The sequence below is a fragment of the Pseudomonas sp. WP18 genome (genome assembly GCF_036689585.1).
Classification (GTDB): domain Bacteria; phylum Pseudomonadota; class Gammaproteobacteria; order Pseudomonadales; family Pseudomonadaceae; genus Aquipseudomonas; species Aquipseudomonas chlororaphis_E.
In genome coordinates this window covers 730,614-748,380 of record NZ_CP144758.1, presented here as the reverse complement: position 1 = coordinate 748,380, position 17,767 = coordinate 730,614, and the positions used below count along the sequence as shown (strand labels likewise).

General features: G+C 64.1%; 12 protein-coding genes. 11 read left to right on the top strand and 1 reads right to left on the bottom strand.

Translation table 11 applies throughout. The features are described 5' to 3' along the window. Nucleotides 1–113: 113 nt before the first annotated feature. The 5 genes from V5F23_RS03175 to accC all read left to right on the top strand — a co-directional run bounded on the left by V5F23_RS03175 (nucleotide 114) and on the right by accC (nucleotide 6,686). Nucleotides 114–1,775 carry a PleD family two-component system response regulator gene (locus V5F23_RS03175; protein ID WP_047736014.1) on the top strand — a complete coding sequence of 554 codons (1,662 nt, stop codon included), beginning with the start codon at nucleotides 114–116 and terminating at the stop codon, nucleotides 1,773–1,775. Between the two features lie 52 nt (nucleotides 1,776–1,827). Then, nucleotides 1,828–3,774 (top strand): methyl-accepting chemotaxis protein, encoded by a 1,947-nt coding sequence (locus V5F23_RS03170; RefSeq protein ID WP_338497532.1) that lies wholly within the window; start codon nucleotides 1,828–1,830, stop codon nucleotides 3,772–3,774. A gap of 591 nt (nucleotides 3,775–4,365) precedes the next feature. Continuing rightward, nucleotides 4,366–4,821 (top strand): type II 3-dehydroquinate dehydratase, encoded by a 456-nt coding sequence (gene aroQ, locus V5F23_RS03165; protein ID WP_042729010.1) that lies wholly within the window; start codon nucleotides 4,366–4,368, stop codon nucleotides 4,819–4,821. Nucleotides 4,822–4,845: 24 nt separating this feature from the next. Further along, nucleotides 4,846–5,313 (top strand): acetyl-CoA carboxylase biotin carboxyl carrier protein, encoded by a 468-nt coding sequence (gene accB, locus V5F23_RS03160; RefSeq protein ID WP_042729011.1) that lies wholly within the window; start codon nucleotides 4,846–4,848, stop codon nucleotides 5,311–5,313. Between the two features lie 17 nt (nucleotides 5,314–5,330). Next, nucleotides 5,331–6,686, top strand: coding sequence for an acetyl-CoA carboxylase biotin carboxylase subunit (gene accC, locus V5F23_RS03155; protein WP_042729012.1), 1,356 nt, complete (start codon nucleotides 5,331–5,333; stop codon nucleotides 6,684–6,686). A gap of 63 nt (nucleotides 6,687–6,749) precedes the next feature. On the opposite strand, the gene V5F23_RS03150 is transcribed toward accC, so the two are convergent. After that, nucleotides 6,750–10,700, bottom strand: a complete 3,951-nt coding sequence (locus V5F23_RS03150) for a DUF6543 domain-containing protein (RefSeq protein WP_338497528.1) — start codon at nucleotides 10,698–10,700, stop codon at nucleotides 6,750–6,752. 191 nt (nucleotides 10,701–10,891) lie between these two features. Between V5F23_RS03150 and prmA the strand changes: the two genes are divergently transcribed. The 6 genes from prmA to purD all read left to right on the top strand — a co-directional run bounded on the left by prmA (nucleotide 10,892) and on the right by purD (nucleotide 17,692). After that, a complete protein-coding gene (gene prmA, locus V5F23_RS03145; RefSeq protein WP_042729014.1) occupies nucleotides 10,892–11,770 on the top strand; it encodes a 50S ribosomal protein L11 methyltransferase in 879 nt (292 codons plus the stop codon). Between the two features lie 30 nt (nucleotides 11,771–11,800). Then, nucleotides 11,801–13,039: a DUF3426 domain-containing protein gene (locus V5F23_RS03140; RefSeq protein ID WP_047736017.1), complete on the top strand. Its 1,239-nt coding sequence runs from the start codon at nucleotides 11,801–11,803 to the stop codon at nucleotides 13,037–13,039. A 186-nt stretch (nucleotides 13,040–13,225) separates the two neighbouring features. After that, nucleotides 13,226–14,233, top strand: coding sequence for a tRNA dihydrouridine synthase DusB (gene dusB / locus V5F23_RS03135; protein WP_042729016.1), 1,008 nt, complete (start codon nucleotides 13,226–13,228; stop codon nucleotides 14,231–14,233). After that, complete coding sequence (gene fis / locus V5F23_RS03130) at nucleotides 14,230–14,550, top strand: DNA-binding transcriptional regulator Fis (protein ID WP_003186237.1); 321 nt, start codon at nucleotides 14,230–14,232, stop codon at nucleotides 14,548–14,550. Before dusB ends, fis begins: the two co-directional genes overlap by 4 nt. 83 nt (nucleotides 14,551–14,633) lie before the next feature. After that, entirely contained in the window at nucleotides 14,634–16,241 is a 1,608-nt protein-coding gene (purH, locus tag V5F23_RS03125; protein ID WP_042729017.1) for a bifunctional phosphoribosylaminoimidazolecarboxamide formyltransferase/IMP cyclohydrolase, read from the top strand. Nucleotides 16,242–16,396: 155 nt separating this feature from the next. Then, the gene (purD, locus tag V5F23_RS03120; protein WP_042729018.1) at nucleotides 16,397–17,692 is read left to right on the top strand and encodes a phosphoribosylamine--glycine ligase; all 1,296 of its coding nucleotides are present in this window, start codon (nucleotides 16,397–16,399) and stop codon (nucleotides 17,690–17,692) included. Nucleotides 17,693–17,767: the final 75 nt, after the last annotated feature.

Genomic DNA, 17,767 nt, shown 5'->3' with positions numbered 1-17,767 from the left:
TGAATGTCGCGGTTGGACAGATTATTGACGTATGACACTGATGCAAGGGAAAAGAGGTGCTAGCATAGAGCCACCAGTCGACCTCAGCATGCAGCCTAACTAGTAGTCAGGATATGACCGAGCCAGAAGACCCCAGCCGCGAGCGCCTCAAGCATCACTTTGCCCAGCGGGTAATTCACCAGGCTCGTCAGATCCTGGAGATCTGGCAGCGCCTGCAGCGCAGCGAGTGGTCCAGCACCGATCTTTCCGAGCTCAGCGAAGCCAATCTGCGGCTGCTGCGTTTTGCCGAACGCTTCGAACAACCCGAACACACCCAGCTCGCCCAAGGCATCAGTCAGTCGTTGCAGGCAGTGGACGCCAACCGCGGACGCCTGAGCAGCCACCTGATCACCGAAATCAACCGCCTGATGCAGCGCCTGTCGCGCACCGGCCTGCGCCATGGCGACCAACTCGAACAGACCTTCCTGCCGCCGCTGCGCAAACCCATCTATGTACTGCTGCAAGACCACGACCGCGCCGAGCGCCTGGCCAAGCAATTGGAATTCTTCGGTCTCAGTGCCCAGGCCCTGGACAGCGTCGCGGCATTTCGGGCGACGATGGTCGAGCGCCTGCCGGCGGCGATTGTCATGGACGTGGATTTCAGCGGCCCCGGCGCCGGCCTGAAACTGGCCGCCGAAGCCCAGGAAGGCCTGGACCAGCCGCTGCCGCTGCTGTTCTTCAGTTTGCTGGAAACCGACACGCCGACACGCCTGGCGGCCGTGCGGGCCGGCGGGCAGGAGTTCCTCACCGGCACGCTCGAAGCCTCGAGCCTGCTGGAAAAAATCGAAGTGCTGACCTGCGTCGCCCAGTACGAGCCCTACAAAGTGCTGATCATCGATGACTCCCGCGCCCAGGCCCTGCACACCGAGCGCCTGCTCAACAGTGCCGGCATCGTCACCCGCACGCTGATCGAGCCGATCCAGGCCATGGCCGAGCTGGCGGACTTCCAGCCCGACCTGATCATCCTCGACATGTACATGCCCGCCTGCACCGGCACCGAGTTGGCCAAGGTGATCCGCCACAACGACCGCTACGTCAGCGTGCCGATCATCTACCTGTCCGCCGAAGACGACCTGGACAAGCAGCTCGATGCCATGAGCGAAGGCGGCGACGACTTCCTGACCAAACCGATCAAGCCCCGCCACCTGATCACCACCGTGCGCAACCGCGCGGCACGGGCGCGCAACCTCAAGGCGCGGATGGTGCGCGACAGCCTCACCGGGCTGTACAACCACACGCACATCCTGCAGTTGCTCGAAGATTGCAGTTTCCGCGCCCGCCGGGAAGGCAAGCCGCTGAGTTTCGCCATGCTCGACATCGACCACTTCAAGCGGGTCAATGACAGCCATGGCCACCCCATGGGTGACCGGGTGATCAAGAGCCTGGCGCTGTTTCTCAAGCAGCGTCTGCGCAAGACCGATTTCATCGGCCGCTACGGGGGCGAAGAGTTCGCCATCGTCATGCCCGACACCGACATCGAGGCGGCCTGCAAGGTGCTGGATGAAATCCGCCAGCGCTTTGCCGAAATCCACTACCCGGCCCAGCCCCATGACTTGTGGTGCACCTTCAGCGCCGGCGTGGTGGAGATGAGCGATGACTCCGACAGCCTGATGATGGCGAGCCAGGCGGACGAGGCGCTGTACCGGGCCAAGCACGCCGGACGCAACCGCGTGCAGGCGGCCAGGCAAAGTGCCACTTTTTCATCGGAATCCACCGATTCAGTCATAAACCTGTAACTCAAACGCAATAACTTCAGGCACTTACGATTCTGCCCTTGGTAGACCCTTGATGCGCCTGAAGCTGCTGACCAATCTCAATACCCTTCTTTTAGTTGCCGTGTGCCTGGGCCTGGGTGCCACGTTGTGGTGGTCGCAGATCGCCCTGGAACGCCCCTATCTGTTGATGGAACGCTACCTGGGCCTGTCGCGGCAGTTTCAGGGCGAGGTGACACGCAATATCGAGGAGTACCTGAACAGCGGCGATGCCTTGCGCCTGAGCGCCGCGACCCAGGCCTTGGAAACCCTGCAAAAGGAACTCGATGCGTTCCCGCCGGAGCTGGCCCAGACCCTGCGCCCGAGCCTGTCCAACCTCGACAGCTTCAGCAAGACCGACCTGCTGGGCGCCGGCAAGCTGGCCGGCGACCCCCAGGCCCTGTTGCTCCAGGCCGAACGTGAATTGAGCGCCAACCTCGACCAGCTCGCCCAATACGCCCAAGGCGCGCCGGCCTACCTGCCACCGCTGTTCGCCGCGTCGCAGCACCTGGGCCGGCTGTCCCTCACCCGGGACAAGCTGGTCAGCAGCGGTCGCAGTGAAATGGCCGCCGACGTCGAACGGGAACTGCAGAGCATCCGCACCCAGGCCGCCCAGCTCGATGGCTTGCCACTGCTCGGCGTGACGGCCAGTAGCGAAACCGCCGGCGATGATTTCGCTGCGCTGATGGGCCTGGAAACCCAGGAAAAAACCGCCGCCGAAGATGCCGGCATCGCTCTCAAACGCGAACTCAACAGCCTGCTTGGCCGCTACCCAGCGGAGCTGTCGCGCACTCGGGAACTGATCCAGAAACGCACCGAGTTGAGCAACGTCACGCACCTCAAGACCGCTGACGTGCAGCAGGCCATCGATGCCATGGAGCCTGCGGTGCGGGCCCAACACGGGCGGATCCAGGGCGAGGTGCGCTTGATCCAGGGCGTGATGATCGGCCTGATCCTGCTGATCGCGTTGCTCATCGACACCTTGCAGCGACGTCTCGCCCGGACCCTGACCCACCTGGCGCCCGCCTTGTCGACCTGGGCGGAGGGCGATTTCAGCCGCGACATCCGGGTGGGCGCCAGCAACCGCGAACTGCAGGACATCGAAGCGTCGCTCAATCGCCTGCGCGCCTACCTGGTGGACCTGGTGGGCACCATTCGCGTGAATGCCGAACAAGTGGCCGGCAGCAGCCGGACCCTGGCGGAACTGAGCGGCGAGCTGCACAGCGGCGCCGAGGACCAGGCCGACGACACGGCGCTGATCCGTGACTCCCTCAGCGAATTGGAGGCGACGATCCAGCAAGTCGCTGGCGACGCTAGCCAGGCCGCCGACGCCAGCCGTAGCGCCGGCCACGCGGTGGAACAAGGACAGAAAGTCATCGGCCTGAGCCTCACCGGTTTGCATGCGCTGGTGGGGGAAGTGCAGGACAACGCGCAAATGATCGAGCAACTGGCCGAGGAGTCGGCCACCATCGGCGGCGTGCTGACGGTGATTCGCTCCATCGCCGACCAGACCAACCTGCTGGCCCTCAACGCCGCCATCGAAGCGGCCCGCGCCGGGGAAATGGGCCGCGGCTTCGCAGTGGTGGCCGAAGAGGTTCGCTCCCTGGCCCAACGCACGGCCGGCGCCACCGCCGAGATCCAGACGCTGATCGCCCGCCTGCAACAGGCCGCGCGCCAGTCGGTGGACGGCATGCGCGCCCAGGTCGAACACGCCGAAGCCACCGCCAACCAGGCCCAGGCCGCCGACGGTGCGCTGGATGAAATCGTCGGCGCCATCCAGACCATCGCCGACACCGCCGTGCGCATCGCTGACGTCACCGCCCAGCAGAGCGGCGCCGTCAGCGAAATCCGCGACCACAGCGAACGCATCCACCAACTGGGCGGCGACAACCTGCTGCGCATCGGCCAGGGCCGGGAACAAGGCGACAACCTGCTGGTACTGGGCGGACGCTTGCACACGGCGGTGCAAGCATTCCGGGTCTAACCCCCTATCCCACAATCATTCAGGTTGGCCCCAGAATTAACGTCCGCCACCAACCCACTGTGGGAGCGGGCTTGCCCGCGAAAGCGCTGGGTCAGCTTGCAACGATGTCGGATGTACCGCGCCCTTCGCGGGCAAGCCCGCTCCCACAATCATTCGGGTTGGTCGCAGGATTAACATTCACCACAACACCCACTGTGGGAGCGGGCTTGCCCGCGAAAGCGCTGGGTCAGCTTGCAACGATGTCGAATGTACCGCCCCCTTCGCGGGCAAGCCCGCTCCCACAATCATTCGGGTTGGTCGCAGGATTAACATCCACCACAACACCCACTGTGGGAGCGGGCTTGCCCGCGAAAGCGCTGGGTCAGCTTGCGACGATATTGGATGTACCGGCCCCTTCGCGGGCAAGCCCGCTCCCCCAAGGTTCAGTGCGGGTTTTCCGGCTGCAGATGACCGGATCCTGGGGCATGGTCATAAATTTCGCGCAAACATCGGTCATCGTGCTGGCTATTGCAGAGAACTGGACAGTCATTAAGGCTTTGCGGCATAGTCGCCGGGTTCTGACACCTGCGCACGGATAACAAGGAACAGCAGATGGCAACCCTTTTGGTCCTGCACGGACCCAACCTGAACCTGCTTGGCACCCGCGAACCTGGCGTCTACGGCGCCGTGACACTGGCGCAGATCAACCAGGACCTGGAGCAGCGGGCCCGCGCCGCCGGCCATCATCTGCTCTACCTGCAAAGCAATGCCGAATATGAATTGATCGATCGCATCCATGCCGCGCGTGGCGAAGGCGTGGACTTCATTCTGATCAATCCAGCAGCTTTTACACACACAAGTGTCGCATTACGTGACGCGCTGCTGGCGGTGAGCATCCCATTCATCGAAGTGCATTTGTCCAACGTGCATAAACGCGAACCTTTCCGCCATCACTCTTACTTCTCCGATGTAGCGGTGGGAGTGATCTGCGGCCTTGGCGCCAGCGGTTACCGATTGGCCCTGGAGGCTGCCCTGGAGCAGCTTGAACAACAAGCTACACGCCCCTGACCGACCCTTGGGAGTTGATGATTCATGGATATCCGTAAAGTTAAGAAACTGATCGAATTGCTGGAAGAGTCCGGCATCGACGAGCTGGAGATCAAGGAAGGCGAAGAGTCCGTACGCATCAGCCGCCACAGCAAGACGCCAGCCCAGCAGTTCTATGCCCCGGCACCGATGCAAGCACCCGCCGCCGCCCCTGCGCCAGCCGCACCGGCAGCCGCCACCGCCGCTGCTCCAGCCGCTGCCGCCGCTCCGGCACTCAACGGCACCGTCGCTCGTTCGCCCATGGTAGGCACGTTCTACCGCAAGTCTTCGCCAACCTCGCCGTCCTTCGTTGAAGTGGGCCAGACCGTGAAGAAAGGCGACACCCTGTGCATCGTCGAAGCCATGAAGATGATGAACCACATCGAAGCTGAAACCAGCGGTGTGATCGAGTCCATCCTCGTCGAAGACGGCCAGCCGGTTGAGTACGACCAACCGCTGTTCACCATCGTTTGAACCGCGGAGAGCCTTTGATGACTGCGAAGTTGGAAAAAGTCCTGATCGCAAACCGCGGTGAGATCGCCCTGCGGATTCTGCGAGCCTGCAAGGAGATGGGCATCAAGACCGTCGCCGTTTACTCCAAGGCCGACAAAGAACTGATGCACCTGGGCCTGGCAGACGAATCCGTCTGCATCGGTCCGGCGTCGGCTGCGCACTCCTACCTGCACATCCCGGCGATCATCGCCGCTGCCGAAGTGACCGGCGCCACCGCCATTCACCCAGGCTACGGCTTCCTGGCGGAAAACGCCGACTTCGCCGAACAGGTCGAGAACTCCGGTTTTGCCTTCATCGGTCCGAAAGCCGACACCATCCGCCTGATGGGCGACAAGGTATCGGCCAAGCACGCCATGATCGCTGCCGGCGTACCGACCGTTCCGGGTTCCGACGGCCCGTTGCCTGAAGACGAAGAAACCGCTCTGCGCATCGGTCGTGAAGTGGGCTACCCGGTGATCATCAAGGCCGCTGGCGGCGGCGGTGGTCGCGGCATGCGCGTGGTACACAAGGAAGAAGACCTGATTTCCTCGGCGAAACTGACCCGCTCCGAAGCCGGCGCGGCGTTCGGCAACCCGATGGTCTACCTGGAAAAATTCCTCACCAACCCACGCCACGTCGAAGTCCAGGTGTTGTCCGACGGCCAAGGCCAGGCCATCCACCTGGGGGACCGCGATTGCTCGCTGCAACGTCGTCACCAGAAGGTACTCGAAGAAGCGCCAGCACCGGGCATCGACGAGCAGGCGCGCCAGGAAGTCCTGGCCCGTTGCGTCAAGGCCTGCATCGACATCGGCTACCGCGGCGCCGGCACCTTCGAGTTCCTCTACGAGAACGGTCGTTTCTACTTCATCGAAATGAACACCCGTGTTCAGGTGGAGCACCCGGTTTCGGAGATGGTCACCGGTATCGACATCGTCAAGGAAATGCTCAGCATTGCCGCCGGCAACAAGCTGTCGTTCACCCAGGATGACGTGGTCATCCGCGGTCACGCACTGGAATGCCGGATCAACGCCGAAGACCCGAAAACCTTCATGCCAAGCCCAGGCACGGTCAAGCATTTCCACGCCCCGGGCGGCAATGGCGTTCGCGTCGACTCGCACCTGTACAGCGGTTATGCCGTTCCGCCGAACTACGATTCGTTGATCGGTAAGCTGATCACCTACGGTGCGACCCGCGACGAAGCCATGGCGCGCATGCGCAATGCCCTGGACGAAATCGTGGTGGACGGGATCAAGACCAACATCCCGCTGCACCGTGATCTGGTCCGTGACGAAGGCTTCTGCGAAGGCGGCGTCAACATCCATTACCTGGAACACAAGCTGGCCCACCAGGCTTGATGCTTCGAGTGATGTAAAGGACCCCGGCCCATTGGCCGGGGTCTTTTTTTGCCTGCCGATCGCTCAGCTCAGCAGCACCGTCGCGAAGGCCTGCGCTTCGACTTCCGCCGGCGTCGCCAGCCGCCCCTGCCCCGTGCTGATGGCACCGCTGGGATTGGCGACCAGGGGTTCGTTGCGCACGCGCCGCATGAACCCGCGGGCTCGCGCCGAAACCGGATCGGCGCTCTTCTTCGCCCGCGCCAGCACCGGGATGTAGTAACGCTCGACCTGGCCGCGCGAGGTCTTGAAGACCGATGTCACGCCATTGCGCAGGTCCAGCGCCAGACCGTAAGTGTTGCCAAAACAGGACGAGTACGACCAGTGATCCCACGTCGGTTGCAGGCCTTCGCGCCGCATCGCCGACCGGACCCGCCCGCCAATGTCAGTGCCGGTCAGCCAATCCCCGCCCACCAGGGTGGCACGAACCTCTTGCGCCGTCGTGTCCAGGCGCTGCATGACGTCCCGCAGGCTGCGCTCGATCAGCGCGCGGATGTTGTGATCGAAGTGAATGACGGCTCCGGTCCGGGTGGCCGGGCTGTACAACGCCGCGATCACGCAGGTCTGCGCGTTCAACGAGAACAGATAATTGTCCGCGACCGCCTCGCTGTAGCGCGCCACCAGCGCCTCGCCCTGCAACGCCCCCCTTGAGACATCCGGGAAGACATGACCGGGAAACGCCTCGCGCAAATCCCTCACGTGCCCGAGGACAAGCACCTCATCATTACCCCCACGTAGGCCGACTTCGTTACGTACCCATTTACCGCTCCCCAGCCGTCGGATGGGCACGTTGTACAAGGCGCCGGGGCGGCGGGCGTCCACCAGGCACAAACCGCCGAAGTAGGTATTTTCCTTCACCTGATAGTACCGACCCTGATGGCGCACGTAGTAGAGGCTGCGCGGCTGCGAGGCGCTGGCCGGGCTGCGATAGGTCCCGTTGAAAATTCCCTCCTTGGTCACGTACTCCAGGTGGTCAGGGGCCTTGCCCACCGCCTGTTTCGGCTTGAAGCGGATGGGCTGGAGCACCGGCCCGGCGTCCCTGGCAATCCGCGGGGGCAAGCCCGCCAGGCGCTGGGCGGACAGTGACAGCGGCCTGACCACCCGCTGGAGGCTGCTGGCCGCCCGCCCCAGCAATGCCACCAGGGTTGTAACGCCCAAGGCGGCGAACAAGGCGCCCCAGGAGGCCATCAACCAATGGCCCAACGCCCGTTCCGTATCCCCTTGCCCGTGGGACTCGGCTGCCTGCTTGACGCTGCTGGCGATCACGACTGCATCCAACAGCAAGCCCAAAGGTGGGTACACCAGGCACATAGGCGCCGACACGAACAGCAATCCCTTGATGACCTGTTGCCGGATCACCTCGGCGCGACTGCGGGTGACCGCTTCCACATCGGCGACAGCACGCTCGATGCAGGCATCGAACTCCGTCCGGACATCGCTTACCCGATTGAACTCGCGCAATGTATCCACGCTCACGGTGCCCGCCGCCAACGCCACCAGGGTGCGCCTGACCGCAGCGCGGGCGCCGAGGGCAACCCGCTCCAGCAAGTAATCGTGCAGGCGGGCAACGACGGCACCGGAGAAATCCTGGTAACGACGGAACGCGATACCGTCCGCAGAATCCGGCGTGTACAGCCAATACACGCCCCTTGGCTGGAAATAGGCGAACACATACACGCCGATCACGACCTGCCCGCCGAGGGTAAACCGGATCATCCCCTCCTGCTGCACGGCGGCCCCCGAATACCCCGGACCGACCGCCGGCGCCGGCTCGCCCAGCCGACTGACCTGCCGGGTGAGCCACCAGAATTGCTCGGCATTCAACTGGGACTGTCCCATGGCGACACGCAGGTCGCGGTCCATTCGGGTCAGCAGCAAATTGCGGTAGGCCATGCGGCGGGCGGTGTATTGCGCCGCCTCGGTATCGAGAAACCGGGCGCGGGTGTCCCGCCCATAGTGCTCCCCCACATACGCCCCACGCAGGTAAACCGCCAGGTCCGCGCTGCGCACTTGCCGCAGGTCCTGGCCGACCGATGAGCGCACGCCTTTTCGAGGGTCGTCGATTCCGCCGTTGTCGTCATACCCGTAGATGGCCAGGTCCAGCAGACTGGCGGTTTTCGTCGCACCTGTCAGCCCAGGCCTGTAGTCGATCAGCACCGTGGCCGGATCGACCGGCGCCTGCACGCCCTTGCTGCGCATGTACGGGGCAATCGCCTGGGTGACGACCCGCTTGGCGAAGTCCATGAAGACTTCGTAGCCGGCCATCTGCTCGATGAACACGCGCTGATGAACCCGCAACTCCTGGTTCAAGCTGCTGAGGTTGCGCCGGGAATCGAGCGACATCGCCGCGTACCAACGGGGCGACTCGTCCTGCTCCACCTGGGCCAGGTGGTTGTCCACGCCCCTGGCGACGCTGTCTTGCAGGCATTCGCTGAGACCGCTCACCGCCCGCCTGGGGTCGCGGCTTGAATCCCAGACCGTCGGCTTGTCCATCACGCGGCTGAAATACTCGCGGGCCGCGTCCCGATCCGTCGGGGAGATCCTCTGCAACAGGTACTCTCGGCCGGCCTCGTCGCGCGTCCACGCCCCCACATCGACGCTCACGGCCCACAGCGAAGGCAGCTCGATCCACTCCTGGCCGTCCGGTTTTCCGGGGGCGTACAACAGCACATCGCCTTGCAGGTCCTGACGATAAAACAAGAGCACATCGTCACACCGCAAGGCATTGGGCAGCACCAGGCCACTCGCCCGCAGGGGGCCGGTCTCGCGGCCCCACAGGGCCTGGACCGCTTCATGGTTGGCCACCTGCAAATGACCGGCACAGCGGGCAACGAACGCACTTTGCTGCAGCCGCGCCAGGACCCAATCGAACAAAGCGTCCTGCAGGTCCCTTCGTCCATGGCGCTCCACCAGCGCTTGCCGATACCCGGCAGGTGCATCGACGTCCGCCAGCAACTGGCTGATGAACGACGGCGTCAGCGCCTGGTTGCGCAGCATCGCGCCGTTCTCCACCAGGAACACCGTGACGGCGTCCGGCCTGATCGGACCCGACGCCAGCAGCTGGCTGAGGCTGTGGACGCGCACCGGCTGGCCCATCACGCCTCGCCATTGCACCTGCACGCGAATGCTGTCGGGTTCGACCGTCATATCCAGTTCACGCCTGACGTAATCCTTGGCCAGTCGCCGGGCGAAGGCTTGCAACGAACCCAGTTCATCGAGCAAGCCATCCACCAGCGCCTCGGCCTGGGAGGTCTGCTCCTCAAGCGCCTCCAGTCGCTGACGCTCGTCCTCGCCCAGCCCGCGCAACCACTCCGGCAGTTGCGCACGCGCGAGCGCCTCGAGCGGCTGACGCTGCGTGGCGCTCGCCAACCCGGCCAGCTCGCCGAACCGGCGCCAGTCCTGCTCGAACACTTCGAGCCTTTCGCGCAACGCTTCGACGCCAAGGACAGCCAACGGCTGCGGTTGCAACAGCGCCTCGACGTCGCTCAGGTGCCCCTCGAGCCGCTGCCTGACCGCCGCCACCAAGGGCTCATCGCCCCCGACCATTGACCAATGCCGGCGCAGATAATCCCGATAGTGCGCGATGAAACTCGACGCGACGCTCTCTATCACTTGCGCGATCCGTTCCTGGCGCTCGGCCGAAAATCCTCGGTCGGCCCCACCCGGCCAGCGGTACGGCGCCTCAGCCTCGTCGTCCGGGGCCACGGGCACCACCTCGATCATCCGTCGCAGCACCGTGTCGATCAGGGTGTCGATGAAATGCGGGTCGATATTGCCGTCGTGATAGTGGGTGCGCAGTTGCACCAGCAGGTACTCTTCCAGCACGTCCAGCACGCCCATCCGGGCTTGCAGTCGCGCCTCGATGACGGCCTGCCATTGAGCCAGTCTTTCCAGCACGACATGAGCCGCCGCCTCTGGCGGGGAAGAAAGCGGCCCCGCGCCGATCACAGTGTTTTGTCGCTTGGCGGTGTTGTCCATCACAGACCTCCCTGTTGTGTGGACCGGCACCTTATCCGCCGCACCCGACGCCCAGGGCATACATATATATATCGAAACACCCACCCGACGCTGCTCGACTCGCTTATCCACTTTGGGGGCGACCTGGCGTACACTGCGCGCCTTTGCAGCCCCACGCTGCCCCCTGTATTTTTTTTCCAAAGGTGCCCGCCATGCCTTGGCTGCAAGTACGCCTGGCCATCAGCCCGGAACAAGCCGAAACCTACGAAGACGCGTTTCTCGAAGTAGGCGCCGTATCGGTAACCTTCATGGACGCCGAAGACCAGCCGATCTTCGAGCCGGAACTCAACACCACGCCGCTGTGGTCGCACACCCACCTGCTGGCGTTGTTCGAAGGCGGCACCGAGGCGGCCAGCGTGCTGGCCCACCTCGAACTGCTGACCGGCAGCCCGTTGCCCGAGCATCACAGCGAAGTGATCGAGGACCAGGACTGGGAACGCAGCTGGATGGACAACTTCCAGCCGATGCGCTTCGGCCAGCGCCTGTGGATCGTGCCCAGCTGGCATGCCGCGCCGCAACCGGACGCCGTCAACCTGCTGCTGGACCCGGGCCTGGCGTTCGGTACCGGCACCCACCCAACCACCGCGCTGTGCCTGGAATGGCTCGACGGCCAGGACCTCAAGGGCTGCGACGTGCTCGACTTCGGCTGCGGCTCGGGGATCCTGGCCATTGCCGCGCTGCTGCTGGGCGCCCGTGAGGCGGTCGGTACCGACATCGACGTCCAGGCCCTGGAAGCGTCCCGCGACAACGCCGGGCGCAACCACATTGCCGAAGAACGGTTCCCGCTGTACCTGCCGCAAGACCTGCCGCCAGCGCAGGCCGACGTGCTGGTGGCCAATATCCTGGCCGGACCGCTGGTCTCCCTGGCGCCGCAACTGTCGAGCCTGGTCAAGCCGGGCGGACGCCTGGCACTGTCGGGCATCCTCGCCGAACAGGGCGAAGAAGTCGCTGCCGCCTATGCCGAGGACTTCGACCTCGACCCGATCGCCAATCGCGATGGCTGGGTGCGCATCACCGGACGTCGGCGCTAGAATGGCCGCCTGTATCAACCGGATTGCCGCATGACTGACAGCTTCGTCACCCAGTGTCCGCATTGCCACACCAGCTTTCGCGTCAACCATGCTCAACTGAGCGTGGCCCGCGGGGTGGTTCGCTGTGGCTCGTGCCTGCAAGTGTTCAATGCCGCTCGCCAGTTGCTCGAACAGCGGGCCGCCCGGGAAGCCGCGCCGCCCCTGGTGCCGGTCGCCAGGCCGGCCGCCGAAGCGCCGCCGCGAGCCATCAGCCAGAAACAATGGACCGCCGCCGAGCTCGACCTCGATGACCTGGACAAGGAACTGGCGCGCCTGGAGCGGCGCGACAATCGGGCGCCGGGCACCGCCGGACGCCGTCGCGAAGACAACCTGAGCGCGCAGCGCGAACCGCTGGCCGACGAACAGGCCGACTGGTCCGACAGCCTGTACAGCGATCCGCCCGACGAGCGCGCCGAAGCCGTGCTCCTGACGCCTGCCGAGCCTTTCGAACCCCACGAGCCGGCCCGGCCGCCGCGCACCGAACCGTCGCTGTCCCTGGCGCTGGAACCCCTGGAACCGGACGACGAACCCGTCGCCCCCCTGCGCCTGGCGCCGCACGACGAGCCCGAGGAACACCTCGAGCGCCTGTCCGCCACCGACGATCACGATCACGATCACGACGAAGAGCCGGCGCAACCGGTCCCGCTGCGCAAGTCGCGCGAACGCCAGGAGCCCGGCATACGCGCCGAAGACCTCCAGGACCTGGACGACGACCCGTTGCAACTGGACTGGCGCAAGCGCCGCTCGCCGTGGGGACGACGCCTGCTGTGGGGCTTGCTGATCCTGCTGGCCGCCGCGGCCCTGGGTGGCCAGTACATCGCCTATCACTTCGAGGAACTGGCCCGCCAGGACCAGTACCGGCCATGGTTCCTGCAAATCTGCCCGACCCTGGGCTGCGACGTTCCGTCCAAGGTCGACATCGCCAAGATCAAGAGCAGCAACCTGGTGGTGCGCAGCCATCCGGAGTTCAGCGGCGCCCTGGTGGTGGACGCGATCATCTACAATCGCGCGCCCTTCTCCCAGCCGTTCCCGCTGCTGGAACTGCGTTTCGCCGACCTGAACGGGCACCTGATCGCCAGTCGCCGCTTCAAGCCGGGGGAATACCTGGGCGGCGATCTCGAAGGCCGCGGCGAAATGCCGCCCCAGACGCCCATCCACATCGCGCTGGACATCCTCGACCCAGGATCCAAGGCGGTGAACTACAGCCTGAGCTTCCATTCCCCCGAGTGAAGCCGCGCCAGGGCCGGCCGATTGACGGCAGCTTTCTGACTCAACCGACCCAGACCAAACCGCTGGCGATAACAAAATAGCTGTTCAGATTTTATCCAATTCGATCTTTATCCAGTCATCGAGAGCGGGTATCATGCCAACCCTTTTTCGAAGTCTCATGATCCGGCCCCACTTCAGGGAAGTCCTATGTCGGCGGTACGCATCGGCCCATATACATTGCAGAACGGCCTGGTTCTCGCCCCGATGGCGGGCGTCACCGACCAGCCCTTTCGTCAGCTGTGCAAGCGACTGGGTGCCGGCCTGGTGGTGTCGGAAATGGTCACCAGCGACATGAGTTTGTGGAACACCCGCAAATCGCGTCTGCGCATGATCCACGAAGGCGATCCCGAGCCCCGCTCGGTACAGATCGCCGGTGGCGACGCTCAGATGCTGGCGGAGGCGGCCCGGGCCAACGTGGCGCTGGGCGCGCAGATCATCGACATCAACATGGGCTGCCCGGCGAAGAAGGTCTGCAACAAGGCCGCCGGTTCCGCGCTGTTGAAGGATGAAGCCCTGGTGACCGAGATCCTGCAGGCCGTTGTCGGCGCAGTCGATGTGCCGGTGACCCTGAAGATCCGTACCGGGTGGGACCGGGACAACAAGAACGGCCTGACGGTGGCGAAGATCGCCGAACAGGCAGGTATCACGGCGCTGGCAGTGCATGGCCGCACACGCGCCGACCTGTACACCGGCGAAGCCGAGTACGACACCATCGCCGCGATCAAGCAGGCGGTGTCGATACCGGTCTTTGCCAATGGCGATGTCGATTCGCCCGAGAAGGCCCGGTACGTGCTGGACGCGACCGGTGCCGATGGCCTGTTGATCGGCCGGGCCGCCCAAGGGCGGCCATGGATTTTTCGTGAGATCGAACACTTCCTGCGCACCGGCGAAAAGCTCGCTGCGCCGCAATTGTCCGAGGTGGAACGTATTCTGCTAGAGCATCTGGCCGCGCTGCATGCCTTCTACGGTGAAGTCATGGGCGTCCGCATCGCTCGCAAGCATGTGGGCTGGTATCTCGCAACCCTGCCGGGCGCCAGGGAGTTTCGCGCCCGCTTCAATCGTTTGGATGGTACGCAAGCACAATGCGCCGACGTTCAGGCTTTCTTCGCTGAGCGTTACAAGAGCCTGACAGGGGACGAAGGGGTGGCCGCATGACGATGATGACCGAGACTTTAGTGAGTGGAACAACACCCGTGAGCGACAACGTGAATTTGAAACAGCACCTGAACACGCCCAGCGAAGAAGGCCAGACCCTTCGCGGAAGTGTCGAGAAGGCGCTGCACAATTATTTCGCCCACCTTGAGGGCGCTGCCGTCACGGATGTGTATAACCTGGTGCTTTCCGAAGTCGAGGCACCGCTGCTCGAAAGCGTGATGAACTACGTCAAGGGCAACCAGACCAAGGCCAGCGAGCTGCTCGGACTGAACCGCGGCACCCTGCGCAAGAAACTCAAGCAGTACGATCTGCTGTAAGCATTCAATCAAACCAGAAAGGCGCCCGCGTAAAAAACGGTCGCCTTTTTTGCTGACTTCCCTTGCTTGTGATGGAAATTGAAATGACCGACCAGACCACCCGCCTGCCGATCCGCCGCGCCTTGATCAGCGTCTCCGACAAGACCGGGATCCTCGAATTCGCCCGCGAGCTGCAACAGCTGGGCGTCGAGATTCTTTCCACCGGCGGGACCTTCAAGCTGCTGCAGGACAACGGCGTCGCCGCAGTGGAAGTCGCGGACTACACCGGTTTTGCGGAAATGATGGACGGTCGCGTCAAGACCCTGCACCCGAAAATCCACGGCGGGATCCTCGGCCGCCGCGGCATCGACGACGCCATCATGAACGAGCACGGCATCAAGCCGATCGACCTGGTGGCGGTCAACCTCTACCCGTTCGAAGCCACCATCAACAAGCCTGGCTGCGACCTGCCGACCGCCATCGAGAACATCGACATCGGCGGCCCGACCATGGTCCGCTCGGCGGCCAAGAACCACAAGGACGTCGCCATCGTCGTCAACGCCAGCGATTACGCCAGCGTCCTGGAAAACCTCAAGGCCGGTGGCCTGACCTACGCCCAGCGTTTCGACCTGATGCTCAAGGCGTTCGAACACACCGCCGCCTACGACGGCATGATCGCCAACTACATGGGCACCGTGAACCAGGCCGCTGAAACCCTTTCCACGGACGGTCGCAGCGAGTTCCCGCGCACCTTCAACACCCAGTTCATCAAGGCCCAGGAAATGCGCTACGGCGAGAACCCGCACCAGAGCGCGGCGTTCTACGTGGAAGCCAAGCCTGCCGAAGTCGGCATCGCCACCGCGACCCAGTTGCAAGGCAAGGAACTGTCGTTCAACAACGTGGCCGACACCGACGCCGCATTGGAATGCGTGAAGAGCTTCGTCAAGCCCGCCTGCGTCATCGTCAAGCACGCCAACCCGTGCGGCGTGGCCGTGAGCCCGGACGCCGAGGGCGGCATCCGCCAGGCCTACGAACTGGCCTACGCCACCGACACCGAGTCGGCCTTCGGCGGCATCATCGCCTTCAACCGTGAACTGGACGCCGAGACGGCCAAGGCCATCGTCGAGCGCCAGTTCGTCGAAGTGATCATCGCCCCGTCGGTGAGCGAGCAAGCACGCGCCATCGTGGCCGCCAAGGCCAACGTACGCCTGCTGGCCTGCGGCCAATGGTCGGCGGATCGCGCCCCAGCCTGGGACTACAAGCGTGTCAACGGCGGCCTGCTGGTGCAAAGCCGTGACATCGGCATGATCGGCAGCGCAGACCTGAAGGTCGTGACCCAGCGCGCGCCGAGCGAACAGGAAATCAACGACCTGATCTTCGCCTGGAAAGTGGCCAAGTACGTCAAGTCCAACGCCATCGTCTACGCCAAGAACCGCCAGACCATCGGTGTCGGCGCCGGCCAGATGAGCCGCGTGAACTCGGCCCGCATCGCCGCGATCAAGGCCGAGCACGCAGGCCTTCAGGTCCAGGGCGCGGTCATGGCCTCCGATGCATTCTTCCCGTTCCGCGACGGCATCGACAACGCGGCCAAGGTCGGTATCACCGCCGTAATCCAGCCGGGTGGCTCGATGCGAGACAACGAAGTGATTGCGGCGGCGGATGAAGCCGGCATCGCCATGGTCTTTACTGGTATGCGCCACTTCCGTCACTGATACACCGATCCACTGTGGGAGCGGGCTTGCTCGCGAATGCAATCTGTCAGTAACGCTGTAGTTGACTGACACATCGCTTTCGCGAGCAAGCCCGCTCCCACAGAAAAGCATCTCTGCGGTGCTCCACAGAATCAGCTTCATCCGAGGTTTTTGAAATGAATGTTTTGATCATCGGCAGCGGTGGCCGTGAACACGCCCTGGCCTGGAAAGTGGCCCAGGATCCCCGCGTGCAGAAGGTGTTCGTGGCGCCGGGCAACGCCGGCACCGCCATCGAAGCCAAGTGCGAAAACGTCGCCATCGACGTGCTGGCCCTGGAACAACTGGCCGATTTCGCCGAGAAGAACGTAGCGCTGACCATCGTCGGCCCGGAAGTGCCACTGGTCGCCGGTGTGGTCGATCTGTTCCGCGCTCGCGGCCTGGACTGCTTCGGCCCGACCGCGGGCGCCGCCCAGCTGGAAGGCTCCAAAGCGTTCACCAAGGATTTCCTGGCGCGTCACAAGATCCCGACCGCCGACTACCAGAACTTCACCGAGATCGAACCGGCCCTGGCGTACCTGCGCGAGAAAGGCGCGCCGATCGTGATCAAGGCCGATGGCCTGGCCGCCGGTAAAGGTGTGATCGTTGCCATGACCCTGGGCGAAGCCGAAGACGCCGTGCGCGACATGTTGGCCGGCAACGCCTTCGGCGACGCCGGTTCCCGCGTGGTGATCGAAGAGTTCCTCGACGGCGAGGAAGCCAGCTTCATCGTCATGGTCGACGGCAAGAACGTCTTGCCCATGGCCACCAGCCAGGACCACAAGCGTGTCGGCGATGGCGACAGCGGCCCGAACACCGGTGGCATGGGCGCCTACTCCCCGGCCCCGGTGGTCACCGCCCAAGTGCACCAGCGCGTCATGGACCAGGTGATCTGGCCGACCGTGCGCGGCATGGCCGAGGAAGGCAATGTCTACACAGGTTTCCTCTATGCCGGCCTGATGATCGACAAGGCTGGTAACCCAAAAGTCATCGAATTCAACTGCCGTTTCGGCGATCCTGAGACCCAACCGGTGATGTTGCGCCTGCAATCGAGCCTGGTGCTGCTGGTCGAAGCCGCGCTGGCCCAGGCGCTGGACAAGGTCGAAGCCCAGTGGGATCCACGCCCGAGCGTGGGTGTCGTGCTGGCCGCCGGCGGTTACCCGGGCGACTACGCCAAGAGCAGCGCCATCCAGGGCCTGGACGCCGCCGCCCGGTTGGAAGGCAAGGTCTTCCACGCTGGCACGGCGCTGAAGGATGGCCAGGTGGTCACCGCCGGCGGTCGCGTCCTGTGCGCCACCGCCATGGGCGCCAGTGTCGACGACGCTCAGCAGCAGGCTTACCGCCTGGCCGCCGAGATCGACTGGGAAGGTTGCTTCTACCGCAAGGACATTGGCTACCGTGCCATTGCCCGCGAGCGTGGCGAAAATCTGGAATAACCCGGCTATTGAGTCCGGCAAGGGTCTGTGGCCCTTGCCGGACTGTTCCGGCGCCGCGCATAGTTATAATCTGGC